Below are 26,897 nucleotides of genomic sequence, written 5' to 3'. Positions count from 1 at the left end.
GGTGCTGACGGGATACAAGTGAGTCAGAACCTCAGCGCATGGCCCGGGGGGAGAACATCGTGCGCTACGCCCAGGCACCGCCAACCAAAGCTGCTTCCGCCGTATATGTGACGCTTGCCGCGCAGGTCCTCTCCCTGGGCGCCCTCGTGGTCTTCGAGCGGTCCCGCGGCCGTCATCTCGCCGTCCAGCTCGCCGCGTTCGGCGGCCGTCCCCACGGGGCGCAGGCGGAGGCGGTCGTGGGGGCGGTGACGACGTTCGCGGTGCTGATGATGCTGGTCGCGGGCACCTCCGTCGCCGCCGGGGCCGCCTACGTGACCTGGCTGGTGCGCGCCCGTCAGGTGAAGGACCGTTCCAGCCCCACCGGGCCGGTCGCGGCCGCCTGGCTGATCCCCGTCGTCAACCTGGTCGCGCCCGCGCTGCTGGTCGACGACATCTGGCGGCGGGCCAAGCCGCCGTCCGGGCGGCGCGGGCGGTGGCTGGTGCTGCTGACGGCGTGGTGGCTGAGCTGGCTGGGCATGCTGACGCTGGTCACGGTCCGCCTCCCGCTGGAGTCCGCCTCCGACGGGCTGACCGGGGTGGGGTTGCTGGAGCTGGGCGGCGCGGTGGTGGCGGCCCTGCTGTGCGCCGCCACCGTCCGCGAGGTCACCCGCGTCCAGCGGCTCGACGTGGCCGGACGGCTGCGCGCGTCGGTCGCCGAGTCCGCGCCCGGCCCCGAGATCGTGACCCGGCTGACCAGCCGGCCCGCCCAGGGCTCGGCCCCGTTCGGCCACACCGGCTGACGGCCGCCGCGCGCCCGGGTACGGGGTCAGGCCGCCGTCGGGCCGGAGCTGCCGGGGCTGGCGTGCCAGAGCTGCCGGGGCGGGGCGGCGATGGCGGGGCCGAGGTCGGAGTAGGGCGAGAGCCGGAAGCCGTTGGCGTACTCGATCCTGCGTCCGCCGACGCCGGGCCGCTCTTCCGGGGCCCGGTCGAGCAGGGCGCGGACGGCCTCCACACCCTCCGCCCGCCACAGCGCGTCCAGGTCGGTCAGGTTCCAGCAGTCGACGGCGCGCATGGAGACCGCGCGGGCCCCCGTACGGCGGACCACTCCCCTGGCCAGCATGAGCCACGAGCCGAACACCGTTGCCGCGCACCTGCCCTGCACCGACTCGAAGAAGGTCAGGTCGACCGGCCCCGTCGAGTCGTCGAGGGTGGTGAAGATGACCCGCTGCCCCGAGCGCACGGCGGGCGTCTGGGTGGCCACCTTCACCCCCGCGACCAGCACCTCCGCGCCGTTGCGCTGGGCGAGCAGGTCCTTGGAGCGCACCACCCCGAGCGCGTCGAGCAGCTCGTCGTGGAAGCTGATGACGTGCCGGCTGACGTCGATGCCGAGGATCTCCAGCTCGGCCTCGACCATCTCCGTCTCCGTCATCTCGGGCAGCTCGCCCGGCGGCAGGTGCTCGCCGAAGCCGAGCGGCAGCTGCGTGGACGGCGGCTCGGCCCGGGGGCGCGGCGGCGCCGCGGTGTAGCGCCTGGACCGGGGCGCGGCCGAGCGCACGCCGATCGACGACGCCCGTTCCAGCGCCCCCACCTGGGCGATCAGGTCGCGCCTGGTCAGCTCGCCCGGACGCCAGCGGGGGCCGCCGGGACGCAGGCCGTGCAGCGCGTCGAGGCCGCCGACCTGGACGATGCGCTCGATGGTCGGCCGCGAGGGCCTGGCCCGGTCCCAGAAGTCGGCCAGCGACGTGTACGGCTGCCCGGCCACCATGCGTTCGACCTCGGCCTCGCTCACCCCCTTGATCGCCGAGAACGGCACCCGCAGCGCGTAACCGCGGCCGATCTCCCCGATCCTGAACTCCTGCCGCACCGGACGCCGCTCCTCCCCCAGCTCCGACGGGCTCACCCGGAGCCGCAGCGGCGGGCGCGGGCCGAGCCGTTCCACCCGCCAGTCCTTGCCGGACCCGTTGACGTCGAGCGGCAGGATCTCGACCCCGCACTGCCGGGCCTCGTCGATGATGACGCGCGGCGGGTACATGCCGGGCTCGTGGGTGAGCACCCCGGCGAAGAACGCCGCCGCGTGGTGCCGCTTGAGCCAGGCCGACTGGTAGGTGGGCAGCGCGAACGCCGCCGCGTGCGCCTTGCAGAACCCGAAGGCGCCGAACGCGTCGAGCACCTTCCAGGCCCGCTCCACCGCCGCGTCGCCGAACCCGTTGGCCCTGGCCAGCGGCACGAACGCCTTGCGCACCCGCTCCCGGCCCTCCGGCGTGCCGAGGGTGCGCCGCAGGGTCTCGGCGAAGGACAGGTCGCGTCCCGTCATCACCGAAATGATCTTCAGCACCTGCTCGTGGAAGACGACCACGCCGTGCGTCTCCTTCAGCGCCTCGCGCAGCCGGGCGTGCGGGTAGTACGGCTGCCGCCACCCGTGCCTGGCCTCCAGGTAGGGGGTGACCATGTCGGAGTTGACCGGCCCCGGCCGGAACAGGGAGATGTCCACGATCAGGTCGTGCATCCGGCGCGGCTCCAGCTTGGCCACCAGCTCCCGCTGGCCCGGCGACTCGATCTGGAAGCAGCCGAGCGTGCGGCTGGCGCAGATCATGTCGTAGGTCTCCTGGTCGTCGTGCGGGACGTACTCGACGCCGGGGTCGTCGCCGGCCTGCTCGTCCAGCCTGACCTCGATGTCGTCCACGCGTTTGATCTCGCTCAGCGTGTACGCCATGGCCGACTGCATCCGCACGCCCAGCACGTCCAGCTTGAGCAGGCCGGCCTCCTCCACGTCGTCCTTGTCGAACTGGGACATCGGGAACTCCAGCAGGCTGCGTTCCACCGGCGTCCTGTCGCGCAGGCCCGAGTTGCCGACCAGCACGCCGCACGGGTGCAGCGCGATGTGCCTGGGCAGGCCGTCGAGCTTCTCGGCCAGCCGGAACACCCGGTCGAGCCCGGCCTCGCCGAGCCGGCTCTCGCGCAGCTCGGGCAGGTCGGCCAGGGACGCGGTGATCTGCCTGGCCCTGATGTGCGGGAACGCCTTGGCGATGGCGTCGATCTCGTGCGGCGGCAGGCCCATCGCGCCGGCGACGTCCCTGATGGCGCTGCGCGCGCGGTAGGTCTCCATCATGGACACGCAGGCCACGCGGGCCTCGCCGTAGCGTTCGAAGATGGCCTTGTAGCAGTCGAGCCGGCGGGCCGACTCCACGTCCACGTCGATGTCGGGCAGGCCGACGCGGCCCTCCGACAGGAAACGCTCCATGAGCAGGCCGTGTTCGAGCGGGTTCACCTCGCCGATGCCGATGAGGTAGTTGACCAGGCTGCCGGCGCCCGAGCCGCGGATGGCGCAGCGGATGTCCATGCCGCGGATCATGTCGGTGATGCCGGCCACGGCGATGAAGTACCCCGACAGACGCTTGCGCTCGATGACGTCCAGCTCGGCCCGCAGGCGTTCCCTGGCCTCCCCCGAACGGTCGAGGCCGCGCCTGACCAGGCCGTCCTCGACGCGGTTGCGCAGCAGCGGCACCGGGTCGCGGCCGACCTCGGGCAGATTGAGGTCGGGCGGGTCGTTCCTGAGCGCGAGCAGCCGCAGCGGGTCCATCGAGCACGCCTCGGCCAGGCGCCTGGTGGTGAACAGCAGCCGGGCCACCCGCTCCCGGTCGGCGCCGCAGACCTTGGCCGCCACCTGCCACATCTCCTTGGTGCTCTTGAGGTAGGCGTGCGAGGTGGTGCTCTCCAGGTGCCGCGGGTGCAGCGGGACGAGCCGGCGGGCCGCGTCGAGCACGTCGCCGACCTGGTGGTCGGCCGGGTCGAGGTAGCGGACGGCGTTGGTCAGCACGGCCGGCACGCCGGCGGACTCGGCCAGGCCGAGCATGCGGACGGCCGTGGTGGCGTCGCGGAAGCCGTACTGGTCGACCAGTTCGATCACCACGCCGGGGACGGCGGCGCGCCACCGGCCGAGCAGCGTCCTGGCCTGCTCGTCGCGGCGTTCGGCGATCGCGCGGCCGACGTCGGAGCGCGGCCCGAGCAGCACCACGAGCCCGTCCTCGGCGCCGAACCCGTGGTCGCCGCCCGCCGGGCCGGCCCAGGCGCCGACCAGCTCGCGGGTCGCCTTGGGCGCGCCGCGCTCACCGGCGGCGTGCGCGGCGGTGACCAGGCGGCACAGCCGCGACCAGCCGCCGGAGCGCGCGAGCACGGTGATCCGGTCCTCGGCGGCCGGCCCGGTCCTGGGCCGCGGCGCGCGCATGCCGGGCGCCGCCGGGACGGCCGGGACGTCGAGCGCCAGGTTCACGCCGACCACGGGGGCGATCCCGGCGTCGGCGCACGCCTGGACGTGCTTGACCGCGCCGTAGAGCCCGTCGCGGTCGGTCAGCGCGAGGATGTCCATGCCGTGTTCTGCGGCCCGTTCCACCAGGGCGTGCGGGAAGGCGGTGCCGTACCTCATGGAGTAGGCCGAGGCCACGTCGAGGTGCGGGAACGGGGGCGCCATCAGTCCCACGCCCGCAGCAGCAGCCAGCCGTCGCCGGCGGTGTCGTAGCGCAGCTCGTACGAGCCGACCTCGCGTCCCGGGCTCGCCTCCACCCGCCAGAAGCGGCGCTCGCCGGGGTCGCCCTCGCCGGTCTTCCACCACTCGCGCGCCACGACCCAGTGGTCGAGCACGTTGCGGACGAGGTAGAGCCGGTCGCGCCAGACGAACTGGGTCGGCTCGCCGTCTCTGGTCCACACCTCTATCGGATCGCCATAGAGTCTGCTCAAGACGCTTCTCCCCGCGGCTCTGGTTCCTTTGCTGAGCCACCCGGGGGAAGACGGGCGCTTATGTATCGAACATATGTTCTTACGGCCCGAAGCGCAAGTCGCCCGCCCGCCGCGTCAGGGGGTTGGCGCCGATCGAGTTGCGGATGCTGAAGGTGACGCTGCCCGCCCGGTAGCGGTCGTCGGAGGACTCCACCGGGCGGCCCTCGTGCGTGGTGGTGACGCGGCGCTGGCGCAGGAGCGGGCTGCCGCGCCGCACGCCCAGCAGCCGGGCGTCCCCGGCGCCGGCGGGCACGGCGTCGATGAGGTGCTCGCCGTAGGCGAAGATCAGGCCGACGGACTCGTACAGGGCCTCGGTGACGGACGCGCAGTCGGCGGCCAGCGCCTCGACGGCGGGAGCCACCCACTCGGCGTAGACGGTCCGCTCGACCAGGACCGGCTCGCCCTCCAGCGAGCGCAGGCGCAGCACCTCCAGCACCTCGTCCCCGCCGAACCTGGCCGACTCGGGCGCGGTGGCGGCCCGGCGGCGCTGGGAGATCACCTGGCCGCCGATGCGGTAGCCGTTGGCCCTGGCCCACTGGGCGAAGCTGTGCAGCTCGGCGAAGCTCTGGCTGCGCGCGTTGCCGAGCACGATGCGCCTGGCGCCCTGCCTCGATCCCACCAGCCCCTCGGCGACCAGCACGGCCACCGCCTGCCGCACGGTCCCGCGCGCCGCCCGGTGCCGGGTGGCCAGCTCGGCCTCGCTCGGAAGCTGGGAGCCGACCGGGTACGCGCCCGCCAGGATGTCATCACGCAGCTCAGCGGCTATCCGTTCATAGCGCGCAACCATTCGCGACCTTCTCCATTCACGAAAGAGCAATGTTTATGCGACTTACTGGTGCTCGCTTGTTTGTACAAGTTCCCCTAAGTTCTTTCCACACCCCCCGGAGAGTGGAGGCGACGTGTTCACACCTCGCGCCCGTGCGGCCGGCGTCATCGCGGCCCTTACCGTTGTCACCGCGGCGTGTGGCGCCGCCCCGAGCAGCCAGCAGACCACCAAGACGGCCGAAGGCGGGGCGAACGCGGCGACCGCCGCCTCCGCCGCCGACTTCGGCGGCTTCGACAAGCTCGTCGAGGCCGCCAAGAAGGAGGGCAACCTCCACGTCATCGCGCTGCCGCCCGACTGGGCCAACTACGGCGAGATCATCAAGTCGTTCGAGGCCAAGTACGGCATCAAGATCGAGAGCGAGACGCCCGACGCGGCCAGCGCGGACGAGATCAACGCCGTCAAGACCCGCAAGGGCCAGGACCGCGCGCCCGACGTGCTCGACCTCGGCCAGTCGTTCGCGATCAGCGGCGCCAAGGAAGGGCTGTTCGCGCCGTACAAGGTGCAGTCGTTCGACAAGATCCCCGAGGGGCAGAAGGAGCCGACCGGGCTCTGGACCAACGACTACGGCGGCTACGTCTCGATCGGCTGCGACGCCAAGAAGATCGCCAACTGCCCGACCAGCTACGCCGACCTGCTCAAGCCCGAGTACAAGGGCAAGGTCGCGATGAACGGCAACCCCACCAAGTCCGGCTCGGCCTTCGCCGGCGTGTACGCCGCCGCGATCGCCAGCGGCGGCTCCTTCGACGACATCCAGCCCGGCATCGACTTCTTCAAGAAGCTCAAGGACGCCGGCAACTACAACCCGGTCGAGACGACCCCGGCGACCATCGAGAAGGGCGAGACCCAGATCAGCATCGACTGGGACTACAACAACGCCGCCTACGCCCCCCAGATGGCCGCCAAGGGCCTCGACTGGAAGGTGAACGTGCCGACCGACGGCAAGTACTTCCAGATGTACGCCCAGGCGATCAACAAGGACGCCCCGCACCCGGCGGCGGCCAGGCTGTGGCAGGAGTACCTCTACAGCGCCGAGGGCCAGAACCTCTACCTCAAGGGCTTCGCCCGTCCGGTGCTGCTGCCGTCCATGACCTCCGACGGCACGGTGGACAAGGCGCTGGCCGCGAAGCTGCCCCAGGTCGAGGGCACGCCCGAGTTCCCCACGCCCGAGCAGGTCGACGCGGCCAAGGCCAAGCTGGCCAGCGGCTGGGACGCCGCGATCTCGGGATGACCCGCCCGCGTTCCAGGGGCTGGGCCGGCGCCCTGCCCCTGCTGGCCTTCTTCGCCCTCGTCTTCGGGGTCCCGGCGGTCGCGCTGGTCGCGGGGGCCTTCACCGTCCAGGGACGGCCGAGCCTGGCCAACCTCGCGCAGAGCCTCCAGGGCGGCTACCTGGTCGCCATGGCCGGGAGCGTCAAGCTGTCGGCCGTGGTGGCGCTGGCCGGGGCCGTCCTCGGCACGTTCCTCGCCTACGCCGTGGTGACCTCGCGCTTCACGCTGCTGCGCGAGGCCGTGCTGACCGCCTCGGGCGTGCTGGCCAACTTCGGCGGGGTGCCCCTGGCGTTCTTCTGGATCGCCACGCTGGGCAACTCGGGCGTGATCAGCGGCCTGGTGGGGCTGCCCTCGGGGTCGTTGTACACGTTCTGGGGGCTGGTGATCGTCTACCTGTACTTCGCGATCCCGCTGATGGTGCTGGTCATGGCGCCCGCGCTGGACGGGCTGAGGCCCCAGTGGCGCGAGGCCGCCGCCAACAGCGGCGCGACCGCCTGGCACTACTGGCGTCTCGTCGCGCTGCCGGTGCTCGCGCCCGCGATGCTGGGCGGGGTGGTGCTGCTGTTCGGGTCGGCGTTCTCGGCGTACGCGACCGCCAACGCCATGGTGGGCACCGTCGTGCCGCTGGTCACCCTGAAGATCGCCAGCGCGCTGACCGGTGACGTGCTGGTCGGCTACGAGAACATCGCGCTGGCGCTCAGCCTGGACATGATCGTGGTGGCCGGGCTGGTGATGGCGATCTACCTGCCGCTGCAGAGGAGGAGCTCCCGATGGCTGCGCTGACCGGGCTGGAGCCCGTCGCCGCGGCGGCGGCGAAGGCGCCCGCCCGGCCCCGCTGGTGGCGCGGCCTGGTGTTCGCCCTGGCCGCGGCCTACTTCCTGATCCCGCTCGGCGCCTCGCTCTGGTACACGGTGCACAACCCGGCCACCGGGGTCTCGTTCTCCGCCTACGGCGAGCTGCTGACGGCCGAGGGCTTCGCGCGCTCGCTGCTGCTGTCGCTGTCGCTGGCCGCCGCGACGATCGTGCTGGTCCTGCTGCTGGCGCTGCCGGCCATGCTGGCCGTACGGCTGTTCGCGCCGCGGCTGCGGCCGGTGATGGAGGTGCTGTGCACGCTGCCGCTGGTGGTGCCGCCGATCACGTTCGTGGCCGGGCTGACGACCTCGTTGCGTGACGGGGCCGACATCCTGGCGCCGACGCCGTTCTGGGGCACGCTGATCGCGATCCAGGACCCGGGGTTCCCCGTCGTGCTCGTGCTCGCGTACGTCGTGCTGGTGCTGCCGTTCGTCTACCGCTCGCTGGACGCCGGGCTGCGCACCATGGACGTGCGCACGCTGGTCGAGGCCGCCCGGAACCTGGGCGCGTCCTGGCCGCACGTGCTGCTGCGGGTCGTGGTGCCGAACCTGCGCTCGGCCCTGGCCAGCGCGTCGTTCCTGACGCTCGCGCTGGTGCTGGGCGAGTACACGGTGGCCAGCCTGCTCGGCTACGAGCCGTTCGCGGTCTGGATCGTGACCGTCTCCGGCTCCAAGGGGCAGTTGTCCGTCGCGGTCTCCATCCTCAGCCTGCTGCTCATCTGGGCGTTGCTGCTCGCCGTCTCCACCGTCTTCAGTGGAAGGAAGAAATCATGACCGCTGCGGTGGAGTTCCGCGGGCTGCGCCGGGTGTTCGGCAGGACGGTCGCGCTCGACGGGTTCGACCTGACCATCGCCCCCGGCGAGTTCGTCGCCCTGCTGGGGCCGTCGGGCTGCGGCAAGACGACGGCGCTGCGCTGCGTGGCCGGGTTCGAGCGGCCCGACTCCGGCGCGGTGCTGCTGGACGGCAAGGACATCACGAACGTGCCCGCCAACAAGCGCGACGCCGGGATGGTCTTCCAGTCCTACTCGCTCTTCCCCAACCTCAACGCCCGCGACAACGTGGCCTTCGGCCTGCGCGTCCGCAAGGCGCCCGCGGCCGTCCGGCACGCCAGGGCCGCCGAGCTGCTCGAACTCGTCGGCCTCCCCACCCACGCCGACCGTTTCCCGCACCAGCTCTCCGGCGGCCAGCAGCAGCGCGTCGCCCTGGCCCGCGCGCTCGCGCTGGAACCGCGCGTGCTGCTGCTGGACGAGCCGCTGTCGGCGCTCGACGCCAAGGTGCGGGTGACGTTGCGCGAGGAGATCCGCCGGTTGCAGCTCGACCTCGGCATCACCACCGTCTTCGTCACCCACGACCAGGAGGAGGCCCTGTCGATCGCCGACCGGGTCGCGGTGCTGCGCGAGGGACGGCTGGAGCAGTGCGGGCCGCCCGCCGAGGTCTACGACCGGCCGGCCACGCCGTTCGTCGCCGAGTTCGTCGGGGCCATGAACCACCTGGCCGGGCGGCTGTCCGGGGACGGCGTCACCGTGCTCGGCCAGCTCCTCCCCGTGGACGGCCCGGCGCCCGCCGAGCCCGACGTGGACGTGCTGATCCGGCCCGAGGCCGTCCGGGTCACGCCCGACCCGGAGGGCGGCGCCGAGGTGCTGGCCGCGTCCTTCCGGGGCGCCTCGGTGCGGCTGCGGCTGTCGCTGGAGGGCGGCGAGGTGCTGGCCGACGTGCCGGGGCACGAGGCGGCCCGGCTGGGGGCGGGGGCCCGCGTCACGGTCCGGCTGGTGGAGCGTCCGGTGCTGGTGGCCGCCCGTACGGTGACGGCGCCCGCGCCGGTGTTGTCGGCCGATGCCTGACAGGCCCGCCGACGCGGCCCTGTCCTCTGCGGACGGCACGCCGGACGCGACCCTGTCCTGTGTGGACGGCACGCCGGACGCGGTTCTGTTCGACATGGACGGCACGCTGGTGGACACCGAAGGGCTCTGGTGGCAGGCCGCGGCGTCGGTGGCCCGGTCGCTGGGCCGGGCGCTGACGGCCGCCGACGCGCCGCACGTGACGGGCCGCACGGTGGGCGACACGGCCGCGTACCTGGTGGACGGGGTCAGTGGAGCGAGCGGCGGGACGAGCGCGGAAGGGGTGGCGGGCGCGCTCACCGAGGCGTTCGCCGAGCGGGTCAGGACCGGGCTGACGGTCGTGCCGGGGGCGCCGGAGCTGCTGGCCGAGCTGGCCGCGGCGGGCGTCCCGACCGCTCTGGTGACCGCCTCCCCCCGCAGCATCGCGGAGCTCGTGCTGCCCCGGCTCGGGCACGCGTTCGACCTGGTGATCGCCGACGAGGACACCGTCCGGGGCAAGCCGCACCCGGACCCGTACCTGGAGGCGGCCCGCAGGCTGCGGGTGGCCCCGGCGCGGTGCGTGGCCGTCGAGGACAGCCCGGCGGGCGTGGCCGCGGCCACCGCCGCGGGCTGCCGCGTGCTGGTGGTGGACCCCGCACACGGGCTGGCCCGGGTGCGGGCCGGGCTGCGCGGCGCTCCCCCGCACGGGGGATGAGCCCGCCTCCCGCAGGGGAGGGACGGGCCCGCGGGCGTCGGCAGGATGTCGTGCATGACCCCGCACGTGAAGATTGTCAGGACGCCCGCCGTCGCGCTCGCGCTGGTCGTCCTCTACGGCGGCCTGCGCGTCTACTGGGAGCTCGGCCACATGCCCGAGCGGATGTCGCCGATCGGGTCGGACCTGATCGTGTTCACCGGCTGGGCCGCGGTGGGCCTGTGCGCGGCGGCCGCGGCGGCGCTGGTCGGCCTGATGGCCGCGCGCCCGGACGGCCCGCTGGGATGGGCGCCACCGGCGCTGGCGTGGGCGGTGGGCGGCGCGCTCAACGTGTCGGGGGCGCTGCTGCTGCTCGACGTGGTGTCCGCGGTCGTCCCGGGGCTCGGCATGCCGTTCTCGTGGGCGGGGGCGCTCAGCAAGGCGGCCTGCGTGGGCTCGGGGGTGCTGCTCTGGCGGTCCGCCGCGGCCTACCGGCGGCGGGCCGCGGGGGCCTGCGCGGCGTGCGGGCGGCGTTCGTCCCGGGTGCTCGCGCGTACGCCGGGGTGGGCCTTCGCCGCGGCCTACGTCTCCGTGGCCGGCTGCCTGGCGCGGATCGCGGCGCAGGCGGCCGTCGGGTTCGACGTCGTGCCGTACCGGGCCGGGGCGGTGGCGTTCGAGATCGAGTTCCTGCTCGCCGGGACGTTGCTGCCGCTGGCGCTCGTCCACCGGTTCGGGCGGGTGTGGCCGGGATGGGTGCCGTGGCTGGCCGGGCGTCCGGTGCCGCGCCGGCTGGTGTTGTGGCCCGGGGTGGGGGTGTCCGGCGGGCTGCTGGCCTACTTCGGGGTGGCGCTCGGGCAGATGGCCGCCGAACGGCTCAGCGGGGGCGTGCCGTTCTCCGGCGGCGATCTGCCCGAGGCGTTCTTCTGGGTGGCCGTGCCCGGGTACGTGGTGTGGGGCGCCGGGATGGCCGGGGCGGCCTGGTCGTACGCGCGGCGTACGCGCGTCGCGTGCGCGTCCTGCGGGCGATAGCCGCCAATCGGTAAGCTGGGCCGCCGTGAGCGGTGAAATATCCCAGATCGGGCGCTACCGGCTGCTGAGCGTGCTCGGGCGGGGTGGCATGGGCACGGTCCACCTCGCCGAGGATCCCGCCGGGCAGCAGGTCGCCATCAAGGTGATCAATCCGGAGCTCAGTCAGCACGAGCAGTTCCGGATGCGCTTCCGCCGGGAGGCCGACGCCGCTCGCCGCGTCCGCAGGTTCTGCACCGCCGCGGTGCTCGAGGCCGCGCTCGACGGCGACCTGCTCTACGTGGTCACCGAGTACGTGCCCGGCCCCAACCTGGAGGAGGCCGTCCGCCGGTCGGGACCGCTGCGCGGGTCCAGCCTCGACGCGCTGGCGGTCAGCGTGGCCACCGCGCTCACCGCCATCCACGGCGCCGCGGTGGTCCACCGCGACCTCAAGCCGTCGAACGTGCTGCTGTCCCCCGTCGGGCCGCGCGTGATCGACTTCGGCATCGCGCGGGCGCTCGACACGCTGGGCGGCGTCACCGGCACCGGCGAGCTGGTCGGCACACCCCGGTACATGGCCCCCGAGGTGCTGCGTGGCGAGCCGGTCTCGCCCGCCTGCGACGTGTTCTCGTGGGGCTGCCTGATCGCGTTCGCGGCGAGCGGGCGGGCGCCGTTCGGCGGCGACACGCTGCCCTCCATCGTCTACCAGGTGCTCAACGCCGAGCCCCGCCTCGACGACGTCGATCCCGGCCTGCGCGAGCTGGTCGGGGCCGCGCTGCGCAAGGACCCGGCCGCGCGGCCCACCGCTCAGCAGCTCCTCGACCACCTCGTGGGCCGCTCGGCGGCGCCGGAGCAGGCGGCGCACACCGTGCAGGTGGCCTGGCAGCACGCCACCACGCCGTTCACCGACGTCGCGCCCACGGCAGCCGGCACAGCGGCCCACACGGCGGCCGGCACGGCGGCGAAGCGGCGCGGCAGGCTGATCGGGATCGGCGCGGCCGCCGCGGCGGTGCTGGTGGCCGGCGCGGCGACGGCCTGGGCGGTGCTCACCCCGGGCGGGCCGCCCGACGACCTGGGCGTCCTGTACCGGGAGGACTTCACGCAGACCTCCGGCGGCTGGCCGGGCACGTACGACCCCGACGCCACGGGCAGCAAGGGCTACCGCGCGGACGGCACGTACGGGCTCGACGTGGAGGACGGCCGCGAGGAACAGCGGGCCAAGGCCCCCATCCCCTTCCTCGTCGCCACGCCCACGACCACCCCCGACCCCTCGGCCACGCCCACGCCGATGTTGCCGTCGTCAGTGGTCGTCGGCGTCACCGCCGAGGTCGGGGAGTACGCGGGCAACGGCGAGTACGGCCTGTACTGCCACAACTCCGACGACGACGACACCTACTACGAGTTCGGCCTCGACACCGAGGGGAACGCCCGGATCCGCCGCGTGTACGACGGCGCGGGCGGCACGCTGACCCAGCCCGCCAAGGTGGCCAAGCCGGAGGGCCGGATGCGCATCGTGGCCTCGTGCGAGCAGCGCGGCGCCGGGGTGCGGCTGACGATGTGGGTGAACGACAAGCGGGTGCAGCAGGCCGACGACCCCAACGGGCTCGGCAACGGGTACGTCGGGCTGTTCGCGCGTACGCCCAAGGACACCCAGTCGCTGCTGAAGATGACGTTCGACGACTTCGAGCTGCGGGGGCAGAAGGAGCCCTAGACCGGCGGGCCCGCGTTCCCGGCGGTCATCGGGGTAGGGGATGTGCATGGCGAAGCTCATGGACCGGGTGCGCGCGTACCTGCGCAGCCCTGAAGGCAGGCAGACCGTCGAGAAGGCCAAGCGCATGGCCAGAGACCCGCAGAACCAGGAGAAGGCCCGGCGTTTCCTCGACCGGTTCCGCACCCGGCGCCCCTGACCAGCCCTGCGGCCGCCCCTTCCAGGCGGCCGCTCCCGTCGGGCCCCTTTTCCAGGTGCTGCTCTGATCGGGGGCTCAGAGGATTCCGGCGCGGGCGGCGGCCAGGGCGGCGTCGGCGGCGCGGTCGGCGTCCCGCTCGCTCACCGGCTCGTGCGCGACGAACAGCCGGTAGTAGACCGGGGCGACGGCCACCCTGATCACCTCCCGGACGTCGACGACGTCGGGCAGCTCGCCGCGGGCGATCGCGCGCCGCACCACCTCGGCCGACTGGTCGTGCCGGGCGGCGAAGAACTCGTGCAGGGCCCGCGCCGCCTCCGGGCTCTGGACGGCCGCCGCCACGAACGCCGACGACACCGGCCCCAGCTCCGGGTCGGCGAACCCGCCGCGCACGAGCTGGACGACCGCCCGCAGGTCGCCCTCGACGCTGCCGGTGTCGGGGATCGGCCACGGCTCGTCCCTGGCCAGCTCCAGGGCGTCGGAGATGAGGCCCTCCACGTTGCCCCACCGCCGGTAGACGGTGGTCTTGTGCACGCCTGACCGCTCGGCCACGTTCTCGACCGTCAGGCCGCGGAATCCATGGGCCGCCAGCTCGGCCAGGGTCGCCTGGCGCACGGCGTCGCGAACTCGCGCGCTGCGCCCTCCCGGACGTCTGCCAGTTTCCAAAAACTACTCCAGTTGCGTTTGCGGCTTCACTTGTGTCAGACTAACGCTACAACAGTTGCGATTGGAGTTCCATCCTGATCAACGTTCGAAGGCTCGGCAAGTCGTACGGCGACCGCGTCGTGCTCACCGATGTGTCCCTGTCCGTGGGTCCCGGCGAGCGCTTGGCCGTCGTCGGCGAGAACGGCTCCGGCAAGTCCACCCTGCTCCGCCTGCTGGCGGGCGTCGAACAGCCCGACGGCGGCGAGATCACCATCACCGGCGGCGTCCCGGGCGATGCCACCGGCGGCGTGACCGCCGGCGGCATCGGCGTCACCGGCGATGTCTGCGATGTCGGTCACCTCGGCCAGACGCTCGGCCTGCCGCCCGGTCACACCGTCCAGCAGGCGGTCGACCACGCGCTGGCCGGCCTGCGGGCCATGGAGCGAAGGCTGCGCGAGCTGGAGTCGGCGCTCACCGACGACGTCATGGGCGAATACGGCGAGCTGCTGACCGCCTACGAGGCCCGCGGCGGCTACGCGGCCGACGCGCGCGTCGACAAGGCCCTCCACGGCCTCGGCCTGGCGCACGTCGCCCGCGACCGGGTGCTGTCGAGCCTGTCGGGCGGCGAGCGCGCCCGGCTGGGTCTGGCCTGCGTGCTGGCCGCCGACCCCGCCACGCTGCTGCTCGACGAGCCGACCAACCACCTCGACGAGCCGGCGCTGACCTGGCTCGAAGAGCGGCTGCGCGGTCACCGGGGGCCGGTGGTCGTGGTCTCCCACGACCGGGTCTTCCTCGACCGGGTGGCCACCGCCGTCATGGAGGTCGAGGAGGGGGCCGTCACCCGGTTCGGCGGCGGGTACAGCGGCTACCTGGCCGCCAAGGCGGCGGCGCGGGCTCGGTGGGAGCAGGCGTACGCGGCCTGGTGCGAGGAGGTCCGGCAGGTGCGTGAGCACGCCGCCACCACCGCCCACCGCGTGGCGGCCGGGCGGGCCATGAAGGACAACAACAAGATGGCCTACGACCGCAACGCGGGCCGCGTCCAGAGCTCGGTGGCCACCCGCGTGCGCAACGCCCACGAGCGGCTGCGCCGCCTGGAGGAGGACCCGGTCCCCCGCCCGCCGGCCCCGCTCCGCTTCCGGGCCGCCTTCCGCGCTCCCGCTCCGACGGGCAACGGCCCGGCGGGCGCCAATCCGACGGGCGGCGATCCGGCGGGCGGCGATCCGGCGGGCGGCGGGCCGGTCACGCCCGCGCCTCTGGTGGAGCTGCGTGACGTGCACGTCGGCGACCGGCTCCACGTCGAGTCGCTGACCGTCCGGCCGGGCGAGCGGGTGCTGGTGAGCGGGCCCAACGGGGCGGGCAAGTCCACCTTGCTGCGGGTGCTGGCCGAGCGCGCCGAGTGCCGGGCCGGCCACCTCGCCCAGGACGACGACCTCGACCCCGGCCTGCCCGTGCTTGCCGCGTTCGGGCACGACGGCTACGCCGACGAGCGGCGCGCGGCCCTGCTGGACACCGGCCTCTTCCCCGCGCACGCGCTCGACCGGCGGGTGGGCGAGCTCTCGGTCGGCCAGCGGCGCCGGCTGTCGCTGGCCAGGCTGCTCATCGGGGAGCACGACCTGCTGCTGCTCGACGAGCCGACCAACCATCTGTCGCCCGTCCTGGCCGACGAGCTCGACCACGCGCTCGCCGCCTACCAGGGGGCGGTGGTCATGGTCACGCACGACCGGGCGCTGAGGCGCCGCTTCACGGGCACCGAGATCCGACTGACAGGGGGACACCTATGTTGACCATGATTTCCGCAGGCTCGCCCTACGGCGTGGCCACCGCCACCGACGGCGCGCTGTGGTTCACGCTCGTCCATCAGGGCCGTGTCGGCAGGCTGGTGCCGGGGCAAGAACCGGTGATCCACCAGCTCGACCCGGCCGACGGGCAGCCCGGCGTGATCGTGCCCGGCCACGACGGCGCGATGTGGTTCACCGAGGGCAAGGGCGGCCGGGTCTGCCGCATCACCGATGACGGCCAGGTCACCGCGTACTCGGCCGACTCGCCGTACGGGATCGTCGCCGGGCCCGACGGGGCGATGTGGTTCACCCAGATGGGCAGCGGGCGCATCGGGCGCATCGGCGCCGACGGCGAGCGGTCCGACTTCGACGTGCCGGTGGAGGGCGGCATGCCCGCCTTCATCACGGTGGGCGGCGACGACGCGCTGTGGTTCTCGATCAACCAGGGTCACGCCGTCGGCCGGATCTCGATGTCCGGGGAGGTCACCGTGCATCCGCTGCCCACCGAGGGGGCCGGCCCCGTGGGCATCACGCTCGGGCCCGACGGGGCGGTGTGGTTCGTGGAGATCGGCGCGGGGCAGGTGGGCCGGATCGATCCGGCCGGCAAGATCACCGAGTTCCCGCTGCCCGATCGGGCCTGCCGTCCGCACGCCATCGTGGCCGGTCCCGACGGCGCGCTCTGGTTCACCGAGTGGGCCGCCGGGCGTCTCGGCCGCATCACGGTCGACGGCGCGATCGAGGAGCACCCGCTGCCCTCGGTGCCGCTGCCGCCGTCCTCGGTGCCGCCGTCCGCGACCGCCGGGCAGGACGAGCCGGAGGCCGCCGAGCAGGGCGAGCCGGAGGCCGCTGGGCAGGGCGAGCCGGGCGCCGCCGGAGGCAGCGAGCCGCACGGGCTGACGGTCGGGCCCGACGGCGCGATCTGGGTGGCCCTCGAAGCCGGCGCCCTGGCCCGCATCATCCCCGCCTCAACCACACCCAACCAGTGACGGCCGCGCCCAGCCGGTGGTGGCCCCGTCCGGCCGGTAGCGGCCCCGTCCGGCCGGTGGCGGGTGCGGTCGGCCCGTGAGCTGCGGGGGTGGGGGCCGGTGGGCGTGGCGGGTGATGCCGGCCCCGGGGCCTGCTGGCGGTGTGGTGGGGGCGGGGTGGCGGGGGGCGGCCGGGGCGGAGTTGACTGGGGGTATGCATGCCATCATCGTCTCCGCCCAGGGCGGTCCAGAGGTTCTCGAATACGTCGAGCGTCCCGATCCGGCGCCGGGTGACGGGGAGGTCGTGGTCGACGTCGCGGCCAGCGGGGTCAACTTCATCGACATCTACCACCGTTCCGGCGCCTACCCGCTGCCGGTGCCGACCCCGATCGGGTCCGAGGGCGCCGGGGTGGTCTCGGCCGTCGGCCCGGGGGTGGACGGGCTGACCGTCGGCGACACCGTGGCGTGGGCCGGCGTGCTGGGAAGCTACGCGGAGAAGGCCGTGGTGCCGGCCGACCGGCTGGTGCCGGTGCCCGACGGCGTGTCCGCCGAGCTGGCGGCGGCGGCGATGCTCCAGGGCATGACCGCCCACTACCTCACCCACTCGACGTACCAGGTCAAGGAGGGCGACCAGGTGCTGGTGCACGCCGGCGCCGGCGGCATGGGCCAGCTGCTGATCCAGGTCGCCAAGCTGCGCGGCGCCAAGGTCTACAGCACGGTCTCCACGCCGGAGAAGGAGAAGCTGGCCCGCGCGGCCGGGGCGGACGAGGTGCTGGGCTACGACGAGTTCGCCGACACGTTGCGCGGCCGGATCCACGTCGTCTACGACGGCGTCGGCAAAACGACGTTCGACGGCGGCCTGGAGGCGCTGCGCCCGCGCGGGCTCATGGCCCTCTACGGCGCGGCCAGCGGCCCGGTCCCGCCGTTCGATCCGCAGGTGCTCAACCGCGCCGGCTCGCTCTTCCTGACCAGGCCCACGCTCGTCCATTACGTCGCCGAGCGGGAGGAGCTGCTCTGGCGGGCCGCCGACCTGTTCGGCTGGATCTCCTCCGGCCAGCTCAGGATCAGCGTGTCCGAGCGTTACCCGCTGGCCGAGGCGCGACGGGCCCACGAGGACCTGGCCGCCCGGCGTACGACCGGAAAGTTGCTGTTGATTCCCTAGCGCTACGCTCGCCCCTTGTGGACATCACTTCGGCGGTCTGGTCGTTCGCTGCCGTCGTCGCGCTCCTGACGATCACGCCGGGGCTCGACACGGCTCTCACCCTGCGCACGTCGCTGCTCACCGGCAGGCGGGCGGCCTGGGGGGTGGTGCTGGGCATCCAGCTCGGCACGCTGGTCTGGGGCGTGCTCACCGCGGCGGGGCTGTCGGCGCTGCTGGCGGCCTCGCGGTTCGCCTACGACGTCCTGCGCTGGGCGGGGGCGGCGTACCTGGTGTGGATGGGGGTGCGCATGCTCCTCGCCAAGGCGCGGGCGGGCGAGGAGGAGGACGGGCAGCGGGCGTTCGGCTTCGGCAAGGGGTTCCGGCGCGGCCTGCTCACGAACCTGCTCAATCCCAAGGTCGGGGCGTTCTACGTGGCGATGTTGCCGCACTTCATCCCGGCCGGCGCGCCGCACGCGGCGATGGGGCTGCTGCTGGCCGGGGTGCACGTGGCCGAGGGGCTGGCGTGGAGCGCGGTGCTGATCGGGTTCGCCTCGCTGATGAGCGACGTCCTGCGGTCGGCCCAGGTACGGCGGATCCTCGACCGGGTGACCGGCGTGGTCATCGTCGGGTTCGGGCTCCGGCTCGCCCTTCACGACTGATCCCACGGCCAGTCCAGCAGCCGCGCGCCCAGGACCGCGGTCTCCAGGGTGAAGCGCTGGGTGGGGTCGTCGGGTGAGAAGCCGGTCAGCCGGCGGATGCGTTCCAGCCGGTACGTCACCGCCCGCGGGCTGATCCGCAGCCTGCGGGCGGCCGCCGCCTGGTTGCCGTGCGCGGCGAAGACCGCCTCCAGCGTCTCGACCAGCGGCTCGTGTCCGCCCCTGGCGTGCAGCAGCGGGCTCAGCACGCTGGTCACCAGGTCCTCGATCGCGCCGCGGTCGCGCAGCAGCACGGGGAAGACCAGCAGGTCGGCGGCCTTGACCACGTCGAGCGTGAGCCGCAGCGCGTCGGCCAGCTCCAGTGCGCCGGCCGCCTCCCTGAAGGAGGTCACGACGCCGCCCGGCCCGCGGTGCGGCCGTCCCACGCCGACCCGCCACCCGGCCGGGAAGCGGGCGCGTACGTGATGGGTGAACTCCCCCACGGCGGCGGGCAGCGTGGCGGGCACGACGCACACCAGCAGCCCCTCGCGCACCGCCACCAGCACGTTGTGCGAGCCGAACCGGGCGATCAGGTCGCGCTCGATGCGGTCCTGGTCCCCGTCGCGCAGCCCGCGGGCGGCGGCCACCACGTACGACTCGGCCAGCCGGAGGCCGAAGTGCTCGGCCCGTTCGGCCAGCCGCTCGGCCCGTCCCTGGAGCAGGTCGTCCACGAACTCCCTGCGGGCCGTCTCCTCGCCCCTGAGGGCGGCGAGCTGGGCCAGCTCGTACCCCTCCATGAGCGCCGAGACGGCCCTGCGCAGCGCGGGCAGCACGTCCGGCAGCCCCTCGGCGGCGGCGAGCGCGCCGTCGACCAGCGTGCGCAGCGGGACGCCCTGTTCGGCGGCGCGCGTGCCGTCGGCGCGGCAGGCGTCGAGCGCCGCCCGCGAGGGCGGACGCCCGGCGGCCGCCCCGGCCAGCACCTGACGATGCCCGCCGAGCAGGTCGGCGGGCATCCTGGAGAGCACCATCACACTCCTACGTCACGCCTGTCGAAGGACAGGATCGCGGTGAGCACGAGCACTGCCGTCGCTCCCGCCAGCACAAGGTAGTCCCCGACCGGCAGGCCCTCATAGAGCGGCCGGCCCTCGGCGTAGTAGTGGAACGGCGAGAGCCACTTCAGCCAGGCGATGGCCGCCACGCCGCGGCCGAGCGTGACGACGATGTACCCGGCCGCCACCCACACGCCGACGACGGCCGAGGCGATCATCCTGCGGCCGGTCACCGCGCCCACGGTCAGGGCCACGGTCCCGAAGAACAGCGCGAGCAGCAGCACCCCGACGTGCGCGGCCAGGACGCGGTCGAACGGCACCCCGAGCTCGGCCGCGTCACCGGCCGCCCACGCCACGGCCAGCGTCACGGCGAACACCGCCAGCAGCGCCAGCGCCAGCGCGCAGAACCGCTGGAGCACCAGCCGCTTGCGGTCCACCGGCAGCGTGACGACGAGCTCCAGCGTCCCGGCCTCCTCCGGCTGGGCGATCGCCCGGTTGGCCATCATGGTGGCGAGCACGACGAACAACATCGGGACGAAGAGCTGGTAGACGACCGTCTGCAGGAAGTTGACGCCGAGCGCCAGGTCGGGCATGCCGCCCATGAGGTCCCTGAGCGGGCCGGGGTACTTGGCCAGGGCCTGCTGGTTGAACGTCCTCGGGTCCTGGCTGACGCTCCGGAAGATGCTGATGTAGAGGGCCATGAACGCGCTGATGCCGACGGTCCACCAGATCAGGGCCCGGCGGTGGTCACGCAGACTCTTGGTGATCATGGTGCCGGTCCTCCTCGCTGTAGTAGGTCAGGAAGATCTCTTCCAGGTCGGGCTCGGCGCTGACCAGGTGCACGACGGTGAACCGGGCGGCGGCCTTGACCAGGGCGTCCGGGCGGCCGTCGATCGTGCACCGGACGCTGGCGCCCTCCACGCGCAGGTCGCGCACCCCCGGCAGGCGCTCGAACGCCGACGCCGGCACCGGGGCGTCGAAGTGCAGCTCCATCCGGCGTACGGCCTTCTCGCGCAGCGCGGCCACGTTCTCCACGGTCACCAGGCGGCCCGCGCGGACGATGCCGACCCGGTCGGAGACGCTCTCCACCTCGGCCAGCACGTGCGAGGACATGAGCACGGTCCGGCCGGCCGCCCGCACCTCCCGGACCATGGCCAGGAACTCCTGCTGGACGAGCGGGTCGAGCCCGCTGGTCGGCTCGTCGAGGATGAGGAACTCCGGCTCGTGCATGAACGCCTGGATCAGCCCGACCTTCTGCTTGTTGCCCTTGGAGAGCTTGCGCATCGGCACCGACAGGTCGGCGTCGAACCGTTCGGCCAGCTCCTCGATGCGGCTGCCCGGCACCCCGCCGCGCACGCGGCCGAGGAAGGCCAGGTAGTCGCGGGCCCGGTCGCGGCCTTCGAGCGCCAGCTCGCCGGGCAGGTAGCCGATGCGGGCTCGGGTGGCGGCGGCGCGCGGGTCGTGGCCGAACACGCGGACCGTGCCGCGGGTGGGCCTGATCACGTCGAGGAGCAGCCTGATCGTGGTGGTCTTGCCGGCGCCGTTGGGCCCGAGGTAGCCGAAGATCTCGCCGGGCCGGATCTCCAGCGTGAGGTCTTCGAGCCCGCGCCGCCCGCCGTAGTACTTGGTCAGCCCTTCGGCCTGTACCACTGCTGTCATGCCGGAATCGTCCCGCCGGGGCGGCGGCGGGGTCACTGGCCGAAGTCGGCAGCGTCCCGGCCGGTTCCCTTCCGGGACACGGCAACGAGAATGGGCCGCGGGCAAGGGGCCCGTGACATGGGCACCGTGACATGGGCGCCGTGAATTGGGCAGGGTGAGGAACGTGGAGACGGCGTTCGTGCTCGGTGGCGGTGGCGTGCTGGGTGCTCACGAGGTGGGCATGCTCCAGGCGCTCGACGACTTCGGCATCCGGCCCGACGTGGTCGTCGGCACGTCGGTGGGGGCGCTCAACGGCGCGCTCATCGCCGCCGACCCGGCGCGGGCGGTCGACCGGCTGACCTCGTTGTGGCGGTCCGACGTCGTGCGCACGGCGTTCGCCGGGTCGTGGGTGACGCGGCTGTCCACGCTGGCCAGGACCGGCACCCACCTGCACCCCAACGGTCCCCTGCGGGAGGTGCTGGCCGCGGCGGTGCGCACGGAGCTGATCGAGGAGCTGGCGGTGCCGTTCCAGTGCGTGGCGGCGTCGGTCGAGCGCGCCGCGGCCCACTGGTTCGCCAGCGGGCCGCTGGTGGAGGCGGTGCTGGCGTCGTGCGCGGTGCCGGGGCTGCTGCCGCCCGTGAAGATCGGCGGGGAGCACTTCTTCGACGGCGGGCTGGTGCACAGCATCCCGGTCGGCCGGGCCGTGCAGCTGGGGGCCAGGCGGGTCTACGTGCTGCACGTCGGCCGGATCGAGCGGCCGCTGACGGCGCCCCGGCGGTTCTGGGAGGTGGGGATGGTGGCGTTCGAGATCGCGCGCCGCCACCGGTTCGCCGAGGAGATGGCCACGTTGCCGCCGGGGGTGGAGGTGCACGTGCTGCCGGCCGGGGTCGCCGCGCCGCTGTCCACCCTGCGCTACCGCGACCTGTCCCAGATCTCCGCCTACATCGAGCGGGCGTACCAGGCTTCTTCCCGCTACCTGCGGACAAGAGGAGGATGAAGGGAGGACCTCAGGGAAGGCAGACCTCGGGGAGGCGCCGTTGTTCCCACCGCGTATCGTGCGCCGGATCGTCCTGGCTCCGCTCGTCGTCGTGGTCACGGTGGTGGTGCTGGTGACGTTGCCGCTGTGGCTGCTGGTCACGTTCGCGGCGTCCTTGCGGCTGCCGCCGCCGCAGCGCAGGGGGCTGCGGTTCGTCTGGTTCGGCGCGGCCTGGCTGACGCTGGAGTCGGCGGTGCTCATCGCCTGCCTCGGGCTGTGGTTGTCGGGGGCGTTCGGGCGGGCCCGGCGCCAGGAGCGGCACTACGCGCTGATCCGCTGGTTCCTGGCCAAGGTGTACGCGGCGGCGGTGCGGATCTTCCGGCTGACCGTGGACGTCGAGGAGCCCGCGCCGACCCCGCAGGAGCGCGCCGCCCGGCTGAGCCGCCCGATCGTGGTGCTGTCCCGGCACGCCGGGCCGGGCGACTCCTTCCTGCTGATCTATCACCTGCTGGCGGTGTACCGGCGGCACCCGCGGATCGTCATGAAGGCCGCCCTCCAGTACGACCCGTCGCTCGACGTCGTGGTCAACCGCCTGCCGAACGCCTTCGTGCCGCGGCGGTCCGGCCGCGGGCGGGTGATCGAGGAGATCCGGCGGCTGTCGGCCACCATGGACGACCGCGACGCGCTGGTGATCTTCCCCGAGGGCGGCAACTTCACCCCGCGCCGGCGGCGGCTGGCGATCCGCCGGCTGGAGGACAAGGGCCTGGCCGAGGAGGCGGAGCGGGCGCGCGGCATGACCCACCTGCTGCCGCCCAAGCCGGGCGGGGCCATCGCCGCGATCACCGCCTGCCCGGAGGCCGACGTGGTCTTCGTCGCGCACACCGGCCTGGACGACCTGGTCACGATCGGCGACGTGTGGCGCAGGCTGCCGTACGCGGCGCGGATCACGGCCAGGTGGTGGCGGGTGCCGGCGGCCGAGGTGCCCAGGGACGACCGGGAGAGCCAGGTCCGCTGGCTGTACTCGCACTGGGAGGAGATCGACGCCTGGATCACCGCCGAGGCCGAGCGTTCCCGGCGGGATCAGGCCGAGGGGGCGCCCGGCGGCAGGTAGGGCACGGGGGCGGGGCCGTCGCGCAGCAGGCCGAGCAGGGCGTCGGTGTCCAGGTGCTGCTCGACCAGATCGCCCAGGGCGTCGAGGCGGGCCTCGCGCAGGCGGCCGAAGTCGGTGTCCGGGGCGGGGACGAAGGCGCGCCCGGCGCGTTCGGCGACGTCGGCCAGGAAGGCCCGGCGGAAGGCGTCGTTCTCCAGGGCGCCGTGCCAGGTGGTGCCCCACACGTCGCCGGCGCGGCAGCCGTCCAGGAAGGGCTCGCCGCCCTCGACGGTCGCCCGGCCGTGGTGGATCTCGTACGCGCTGACCGGCTGCCCGTAGGCCCGTCCGACCGGCCGGGCGAGCCGCTTGTCCGGCGCGAACTCGACGCGCACCGGCAGCAGCCCGAGCCCGTCCACCCGGCCCGCCCGCGACTCGACCTCGTCCACGATCTCCCGGCCGAGCATCTGGAACCCGCCGCAGATCCCGAGGACGGGCCCGCGCCGCGCGAGCAGGGCGTCGGCCAGGCCGGTGCGCCGCAGCCAGGCCAGGTCCTCGACCGTGGCCCGCGAGCCCGGCAGCACCACCAGGTCGGCGTCGTCCAGCTCGACCGGGTCGGTCACGAAGCGCACCAGCACGCCGGGCTCGGCGGCGAGGGCGTCCAGGTCGGTGAAGTTGGAGATCCGGGGCAGCCGGACGACCGCCACGCGCAACGTCTGCCTGCCCAGCGGCCGGCCGGTCGCGACCCGGCGGTTGTCCAGCGCGAGGGAGTCCTCGACGTCCAGCCAGAGGCCGTCGAGCCAGGGCAGCACGCCGTACACCGACCGGCCGGTGAGCTTCCTGATCATGTCGAGGCCGGGTTCGAGCAGCTCGCGGGCGCCCCGGAACTTGTTGACCACGAACCCTGAGACGAGGGCCTGGTCGGCCGCGTCCAGCAGCGCGACCGTGCCGTGGAAGGCGGCGAACACGCCGCCCCTGTCGATGTCGCCGACCACGACGACGGGCAGCCCGGCGGCCCTGGCCAGGCCCATGTTCGCGATGTCGCCGCGGCGCAGGTTGATCTCCGCGGGGCTGCCGGCGCCCTCGCAGATCACCACGTCGTACTGGGCCCGCAGCCGTTCCAGGGACGCCAGGGCGGTGGTCCGCAGGAGGTCCTTCAGCGCGCCGTACTCCATGGCGTCCACGTCCGCGACGGGCTCGCCGAGGAGCACGACCTGGCTGCGGCGGTCGCTGCCCGGCTTGAGCAGGACGGGGTTCATGTCGGCGACCGGTTCCAGCCCGGCGGCCTGGGCCTGCATGGCCTGGGCGCGGCCGATCTCGGCGCCGCCGGCGGTGACGTAGGAGTTGAGCGACATGTTCTGGGCCTTGAAGGGCGCCACGCGCACGCCCTGGCGGGCCAGCCAGCGGCAGATCCCGGCGGTGACCACGCTCTTGCCCGCGTCGGAGGTGGTGCCGGCGACCAGCATCGCGCCCGTGACCTGCCCAGCATTCATGCGATCACCGTACATGAGCCCCAAACTGCGAAATTTCCCAGAAACCGCCCATTTACGAATCGTGTGACTTCTGCCACTCTGGCTAGAACGTTCGCCTAGAACAGCATTCTAGATTTTCCTACGGGAAGGGTGGGCATGGTCAGGACGTTGGGTTCGCCGCGTGCCGGCGTCATCGACGCGGGGACCAGGGCGCCGTTCGGCTGGGCGCCGCTGGTCGTGCTCTTCATCGTCGGGCTCGTGGACCGCATGGAGTACAACCTGCTGTCGGGGGTGCTGCCGCTCGTCCAGAAGGAGTGGGGCTTCAGCGACACCGCCGCGGGCTCGATCCCGACCGCCGCGGCGCTGGCCGCCGCGATCGTCTCCCTGCCGGCGGGCTTCCTGGCCGACCGGTTCAGCCGCACGCGGATCATCGCGGTGGTCGTGCTGCTGTGGGCCGTCGCCACGCTCGGCTCGGGCCTGGCCACCGGCTTCGTGATGTTCTACCTGATGCGGGTGCTGCTCGCGGCGGCCGAGAACATCGACAACCCGGCGGCCGGCAGCCTGCTCGCCGACTACTACCCGCCGGTCAGCCGGGCCAAGGCGTACGGACTGACCCGCGTCACGACCTACCTCGGCGGCATCGGCACGCTGCTGGGCGGCGTGCTGGCCGAGGTGTTCTCCTGGCGCACCGCGTTCCTGGTGATGGTGGTGCCCGGCGTGCTCACAGCGGTGCTCGTCTGGTTCCTGCGCGAGCCGGGCCGCGGCGACCTGGACCGGATGGTCGCCGGAGCCCCCGTCGAGAGCGCCGGATCGTCCGCGGGCGCCGCGGCGCCCAAGGCGCCCTTCTGGCAGCAGTTCGGGCAGGTCATCCGCATCCCGACGCTGCTGTTCGTCTGCGTCGGGCTGGGCCTGCTCACCCTCGGCCTGGCCGGGATCTTCTACTGGCTGCCCACGCTCATGGTCCGCGAGTACGGCGTCGGCGTCGGCGCCGCCGGCTCGCTGAGCGGCCTGATCACCATCGCCGGGACGCTGGCCGGCACCCTGGTCGGCTCCTGGCTCGGCCGCAGGTGGCACGGCACCCGCAAGGGCGGCAGGCTGCTGGCCGGCGGCGGCGGCATCACGGCGGGCGCGGCCGTGCTGGCCGGCGCGCTGGCCATGGACTCGATCGGCCCGATGACCGCGCTGGTCCTGCTGGCCTGCTCGCTCATGTCCATCGCGATCCCGAACATGACGGCCTGCCTGGCCGACGTCGTCCCGGCCGCCGCGCGCGGTCTCGGCTTCGCCGTCCTGCAACTGCTCATCACGGCGGCCGGGGCGTTCGGCTCGCTCGTCGTCGGCATCGCCTCCGACCGGTTCGGCTCGCTGATCGGCGGCATGTACCTGCTGGTCGTCCCCATGATCGTGGGCGGCCTCCTGACGCTCGGCGCCCGCGCCTCCTTCGAGCGCGACGCCGGACGGGTCATGGACGCCGCCCGCGCCGGCTAGGACGGCAGGCAGACGGTCAGCGCGCCCGGGGCCACCTTCGCCTTGATCTTGGTGGTGGCCTCGCGGTCGCCGCCGTCCAGCTCGTACGTCATCGGCGAGCCGAACCGGGCCGACACCTTGCGCGCCCGGGTGATGCGCACGAACGGCGAGTCCTCCGACCGTCCGGCGGCCATCTTGCCCATCACCCGGGCCCACTGGATCGGCCCCTTGGCCGTGGAGAGCCCGACCTCCAGCCAGCCGTCGTCGGGCCGGGCGTCGTCGAACGCCTCGACCCCGCCGGCGATCGTGCCCACATTGCCGAGCAGCAGGCAGCTCGCCTCCCCCTCGAACCAGGTGGACCCGTCGACCTTGACCGTCATCGGCACCAGCGGCCCGCCGACGTGCCGGACGGCGGCCTTGACGTAGCTCAGCTTGCCGAACTTCCGCTTGGCCTTGCCGTCGGCCTCGGCGATCATCTCGGCCTCGAACCCGGCGCCGGCCATGACCGCGAAGTGCTCGCCGTTGAGCACCCCGAGGTCCAGCTCGGCACGGCGGCCCTCGAAGCCGATCCGTACGGACTCCTCCAGATCGGTGGGGATGCCCAGGTTGCCGGCGAACAGGTTCGCCGTCCCGGCGGGCAGGATCGCCATCGGCACGCCGGAGCCGGCCATGGCGTCGGCGCAGCGTTGCACCATGCCGTCACCGCCCCAGACGAACACCAGCTCCGCGCCCGCCTTGAGCGCCTTGCGCACCTTCTTGGGCGCCTTCTTGCTCTTGGGCACCTCGTGCCAGATCAGCTCGCCGACGTCCCGCTCGGTGAGCAGCACGCGCAGCCGGTCCAGGCCGGCGCCGAGGATCTTCTTCTGATGTGCGACAACCGCGATAGTGGGGGACACTCCTCCCTCACTACCCGGCCTTGACCGGGTTATTAAGGG

General features: G+C 73.5%; 25 protein-coding genes. 16 read left to right on the top strand and 9 right to left on the bottom strand.

The annotated features are described in order from the left end of the window. Positions 1-107 precede the first annotated feature (107 nt). Positions 108-779, top strand: coding sequence for a DUF4328 domain-containing protein (locus tag AB0J76_RS37640; RefSeq protein WP_352323490.1), 672 nt, complete (start codon positions 108-110; stop codon positions 777-779). 26 nt (positions 780-805) lie between these two features. On the opposite strand, the gene dnaE is transcribed toward AB0J76_RS37640, so the two are convergent. From dnaE to AB0J76_RS37625, 3 genes are all read right to left on the bottom strand, one after another. Then, a complete protein-coding gene (gene dnaE / locus AB0J76_RS37635; RefSeq protein WP_352323491.1) occupies positions 806-4,447 on the bottom strand; it encodes a DNA polymerase III subunit alpha in 3,642 nt (1,213 codons plus the stop codon). Next, the gene (locus AB0J76_RS37630) at positions 4,447-4,713 is read right to left on the bottom strand and encodes a DUF6504 family protein (protein ID WP_352323492.1); all 267 of its coding nucleotides are present in this window, start codon (positions 4,711-4,713) and stop codon (positions 4,447-4,449) included. The genes dnaE and AB0J76_RS37630 overlap by 1 nt, the downstream gene beginning before the upstream one ends. Before the next feature lie 79 nt (positions 4,714-4,792). Then, positions 4,793-5,539, bottom strand: coding sequence for a GntR family transcriptional regulator (locus tag AB0J76_RS37625; protein ID WP_352323493.1), 747 nt, complete (start codon positions 5,537-5,539; stop codon positions 4,793-4,795). 112 nt (positions 5,540-5,651) lie between these two features. Here AB0J76_RS37625 and AB0J76_RS37620 point away from each other — a divergent pair, with 112 nt between their 5' ends. From AB0J76_RS37620 to AB0J76_RS37585, 8 genes are read left to right on the top strand one after another with little or no spacing between them, the layout of a single operon-like run. Then, the gene (locus AB0J76_RS37620) at positions 5,652-6,806 is read left to right on the top strand and encodes an ABC transporter substrate-binding protein (protein ID WP_352323494.1); all 1,155 of its coding nucleotides are present in this window, start codon (positions 5,652-5,654) and stop codon (positions 6,804-6,806) included. After that, positions 6,803-7,627, top strand: a complete 825-nt coding sequence (locus AB0J76_RS37615) for an ABC transporter permease subunit (protein ID WP_352323495.1) — start codon at positions 6,803-6,805, stop codon at positions 7,625-7,627. The genes AB0J76_RS37620 and AB0J76_RS37615 overlap by 4 nt, the downstream gene beginning before the upstream one ends. Further along, positions 7,615-8,469 carry an ABC transporter permease subunit gene (locus AB0J76_RS37610; protein WP_352323496.1) on the top strand — a complete coding sequence of 285 codons (855 nt, stop codon included), beginning with the start codon at positions 7,615-7,617 and terminating at the stop codon, positions 8,467-8,469. The genes AB0J76_RS37615 and AB0J76_RS37610 overlap by 13 nt, the downstream gene beginning before the upstream one ends. Continuing rightward, positions 8,466-9,536, top strand: a complete 1,071-nt coding sequence (locus AB0J76_RS37605) for an ABC transporter ATP-binding protein (RefSeq protein WP_352323497.1) — start codon at positions 8,466-8,468, stop codon at positions 9,534-9,536. Before AB0J76_RS37610 ends, AB0J76_RS37605 begins: the two co-directional genes overlap by 4 nt. After that, positions 9,529-10,227 (top strand): HAD family phosphatase, encoded by a 699-nt coding sequence (locus AB0J76_RS37600; protein ID WP_352323498.1) that lies wholly within the window; start codon positions 9,529-9,531, stop codon positions 10,225-10,227. The genes AB0J76_RS37605 and AB0J76_RS37600 overlap by 8 nt, the downstream gene beginning before the upstream one ends. Before the next feature lie 54 nt (positions 10,228-10,281). Continuing rightward, positions 10,282-11,232 carry a hypothetical protein gene (locus AB0J76_RS37595; protein ID WP_352323499.1) on the top strand — a complete coding sequence of 317 codons (951 nt, stop codon included), beginning with the start codon at positions 10,282-10,284 and terminating at the stop codon, positions 11,230-11,232. Positions 11,233-11,257: 25 nt separating this feature from the next. Continuing rightward, a complete protein-coding gene (locus AB0J76_RS37590; RefSeq protein ID WP_352323500.1) occupies positions 11,258-12,919 on the top strand; it encodes a serine/threonine-protein kinase in 1,662 nt (553 codons plus the stop codon). A gap of 46 nt (positions 12,920-12,965) precedes the next feature. Next, positions 12,966-13,115 (top strand): hypothetical protein, encoded by a 150-nt coding sequence (locus AB0J76_RS37585; RefSeq protein ID WP_352323501.1) that lies wholly within the window; start codon positions 12,966-12,968, stop codon positions 13,113-13,115. Between the two features lie 75 nt (positions 13,116-13,190). Here AB0J76_RS37585 and AB0J76_RS37580 read toward each other — a convergent pair whose 3' ends face one another. Further along, positions 13,191-13,727: a TetR/AcrR family transcriptional regulator gene (locus tag AB0J76_RS37580; protein ID WP_352323502.1), complete on the bottom strand. Its 537-nt coding sequence runs from the start codon at positions 13,725-13,727 to the stop codon at positions 13,191-13,193. 170 nt (positions 13,728-13,897) lie between these two features. Between AB0J76_RS37580 and AB0J76_RS37575 the strand changes: the two genes are divergently transcribed. From AB0J76_RS37575 to AB0J76_RS37560, 4 genes are all read left to right on the top strand, one after another. After that, on the top strand, positions 13,898-15,541 hold the full coding sequence (locus tag AB0J76_RS37575) for an ABC-F family ATP-binding cassette domain-containing protein (protein WP_352323503.1): 1,644 nt from the start codon (positions 13,898-13,900) through the stop codon (positions 15,539-15,541). Next, complete coding sequence (locus tag AB0J76_RS37570) at positions 15,535-16,521, top strand: virginiamycin B lyase (RefSeq protein ID WP_352323504.1); 987 nt, start codon at positions 15,535-15,537, stop codon at positions 16,519-16,521. The genes AB0J76_RS37575 and AB0J76_RS37570 overlap by 7 nt, the downstream gene beginning before the upstream one ends. A gap of 193 nt (positions 16,522-16,714) precedes the next feature. Next, the gene (locus tag AB0J76_RS37565; protein ID WP_352323505.1) at positions 16,715-17,662 is read left to right on the top strand and encodes a quinone oxidoreductase; all 948 of its coding nucleotides are present in this window, start codon (positions 16,715-16,717) and stop codon (positions 17,660-17,662) included. A 17-nt stretch (positions 17,663-17,679) separates the two neighbouring features. Then, positions 17,680-18,300 carry a LysE family translocator gene (locus tag AB0J76_RS37560; RefSeq protein ID WP_352323506.1) on the top strand — a complete coding sequence of 207 codons (621 nt, stop codon included), beginning with the start codon at positions 17,680-17,682 and terminating at the stop codon, positions 18,298-18,300. On the opposite strand, the gene AB0J76_RS37555 is transcribed toward AB0J76_RS37560, so the two are convergent. From AB0J76_RS37555 to AB0J76_RS37545, 3 genes are read right to left on the bottom strand one after another with little or no spacing between them, the layout of a single operon-like run. Next, entirely contained in the window at positions 18,291-19,304 is a 1,014-nt protein-coding gene (locus AB0J76_RS37555) for a helix-turn-helix domain-containing protein (protein ID WP_352323507.1), read from the bottom strand. The two genes, AB0J76_RS37560 and AB0J76_RS37555, sit on opposite strands and share 10 nt — an antisense overlap. Further along, on the bottom strand, positions 19,304-20,095 hold the full coding sequence (locus tag AB0J76_RS37550; protein ID WP_352323508.1) for an ABC transporter permease subunit: 792 nt from the start codon (positions 20,093-20,095) through the stop codon (positions 19,304-19,306). Before AB0J76_RS37550 ends, AB0J76_RS37555 begins: the two co-directional genes overlap by 1 nt. Further along, positions 20,073-20,984, bottom strand: a complete 912-nt coding sequence (locus AB0J76_RS37545) for an ABC transporter ATP-binding protein (protein WP_352323509.1) — start codon at positions 20,982-20,984, stop codon at positions 20,073-20,075. The genes AB0J76_RS37550 and AB0J76_RS37545 overlap by 23 nt, the downstream gene beginning before the upstream one ends. 163 nt (positions 20,985-21,147) lie before the next feature. Here AB0J76_RS37545 and AB0J76_RS37540 point away from each other — a divergent pair, with 163 nt between their 5' ends. Both AB0J76_RS37540 and AB0J76_RS37535 read left to right on the top strand, forming a co-directional pair. After that, positions 21,148-21,960 carry a patatin-like phospholipase family protein gene (locus AB0J76_RS37540; protein ID WP_352323510.1) on the top strand — a complete coding sequence of 271 codons (813 nt, stop codon included), beginning with the start codon at positions 21,148-21,150 and terminating at the stop codon, positions 21,958-21,960. A 40-nt stretch (positions 21,961-22,000) separates the two neighbouring features. After that, a complete protein-coding gene (locus AB0J76_RS37535; protein WP_352323511.1) occupies positions 22,001-23,050 on the top strand; it encodes a 1-acyl-sn-glycerol-3-phosphate acyltransferase in 1,050 nt (349 codons plus the stop codon). On the opposite strand, the gene AB0J76_RS37530 is transcribed toward AB0J76_RS37535, so the two are convergent. Beyond that, positions 23,020-24,519 carry a cobyric acid synthase gene (locus AB0J76_RS37530; protein WP_352323512.1) on the bottom strand — a complete coding sequence of 500 codons (1,500 nt, stop codon included), beginning with the start codon at positions 24,517-24,519 and terminating at the stop codon, positions 23,020-23,022. The two genes, AB0J76_RS37535 and AB0J76_RS37530, sit on opposite strands and share 31 nt — an antisense overlap. 135 nt (positions 24,520-24,654) lie before the next feature. Here AB0J76_RS37530 and AB0J76_RS37525 point away from each other — a divergent pair, with 135 nt between their 5' ends. Further along, positions 24,655-25,983, top strand: coding sequence for an MFS transporter (locus AB0J76_RS37525; RefSeq protein ID WP_352323513.1), 1,329 nt, complete (start codon positions 24,655-24,657; stop codon positions 25,981-25,983). On the opposite strand, the gene AB0J76_RS37520 is transcribed toward AB0J76_RS37525, so the two are convergent. Beyond that, the gene (locus AB0J76_RS37520) at positions 25,980-26,858 is read right to left on the bottom strand and encodes a diacylglycerol kinase family protein (RefSeq protein WP_352323514.1); all 879 of its coding nucleotides are present in this window, start codon (positions 26,856-26,858) and stop codon (positions 25,980-25,982) included. The two genes, AB0J76_RS37525 and AB0J76_RS37520, sit on opposite strands and share 4 nt — an antisense overlap. Positions 26,859-26,897 lie beyond the last annotated feature (39 nt).

It is taken from the genome of Nonomuraea sp. NPDC049624 (assembly GCF_040675255.1).
Taxonomy (GTDB): domain Bacteria; phylum Actinomycetota; class Actinomycetes; order Streptosporangiales; family Streptosporangiaceae; genus Nonomuraea.
Note: the sequence above shows the minus strand (reverse complement) of the source record. Positions and strands in the feature narration are given on the sequence as shown.

What these genes read in the sequence shown, in the direction of transcription:
- AB0J76_RS37555 (WP_352323507.1), bottom strand. Translation starts at nt 19,304, where the DNA reads ATGGTGCTCTCCAGGATGCCCGCCGACCTGCTCGGCGGGCATCGTCAG.
- AB0J76_RS37595 (WP_352323499.1), top strand. Translation starts at nt 10,282, where the DNA reads ATGACCCCGCACGTGAAGATTGTCAGGACGCCCGCCGTCGCGCTCGCG.
- AB0J76_RS37550 (WP_352323508.1), bottom strand. Translation starts at nt 20,095, where the DNA reads ATGATCACCAAGAGTCTGCGTGACCACCGCCGGGCCCTGATCTGGTGG.
- AB0J76_RS37545 (WP_352323509.1), bottom strand. Translation starts at nt 20,984, where the DNA reads ATGACAGCAGTGGTACAGGCCGAAGGGCTGACCAAGTACTACGGCGGG.
- dnaE (WP_352323491.1), bottom strand. Translation starts at nt 4,447, where the DNA reads ATGGCGCCCCCGTTCCCGCACCTCGACGTGGCCTCGGCCTACTCCATG.
- AB0J76_RS37605 (WP_352323497.1), top strand. Translation starts at nt 8,466, where the DNA reads ATGACCGCTGCGGTGGAGTTCCGCGGGCTGCGCCGGGTGTTCGGCAGG.
- AB0J76_RS37615 (WP_352323495.1), top strand. Translation starts at nt 6,803, where the DNA reads ATGACCCGCCCGCGTTCCAGGGGCTGGGCCGGCGCCCTGCCCCTGCTG.
- AB0J76_RS37525 (WP_352323513.1), top strand. Translation starts at nt 24,655, where the DNA reads ATGGTCAGGACGTTGGGTTCGCCGCGTGCCGGCGTCATCGACGCGGGG.
- AB0J76_RS37585 (WP_352323501.1), top strand. Translation starts at nt 12,966, where the DNA reads ATGGCGAAGCTCATGGACCGGGTGCGCGCGTACCTGCGCAGCCCTGAA.
- AB0J76_RS37565 (WP_352323505.1), top strand. Translation starts at nt 16,715, where the DNA reads ATGCATGCCATCATCGTCTCCGCCCAGGGCGGTCCAGAGGTTCTCGAA.
- AB0J76_RS37610 (WP_352323496.1), top strand. Translation starts at nt 7,615, where the DNA reads ATGGCTGCGCTGACCGGGCTGGAGCCCGTCGCCGCGGCGGCGGCGAAG.
- AB0J76_RS37625 (WP_352323493.1), bottom strand. Translation starts at nt 5,539, where the DNA reads ATGGTTGCGCGCTATGAACGGATAGCCGCTGAGCTGCGTGATGACATC.
- AB0J76_RS37570 (WP_352323504.1), top strand. Translation starts at nt 15,535, where the DNA reads ATGTTGACCATGATTTCCGCAGGCTCGCCCTACGGCGTGGCCACCGCC.
- AB0J76_RS37530 (WP_352323512.1), bottom strand. Translation starts at nt 24,519, where the DNA reads ATGAATGCTGGGCAGGTCACGGGCGCGATGCTGGTCGCCGGCACCACC.
- AB0J76_RS37600 (WP_352323498.1), top strand. Translation starts at nt 9,529, where the DNA reads ATGCCTGACAGGCCCGCCGACGCGGCCCTGTCCTCTGCGGACGGCACG.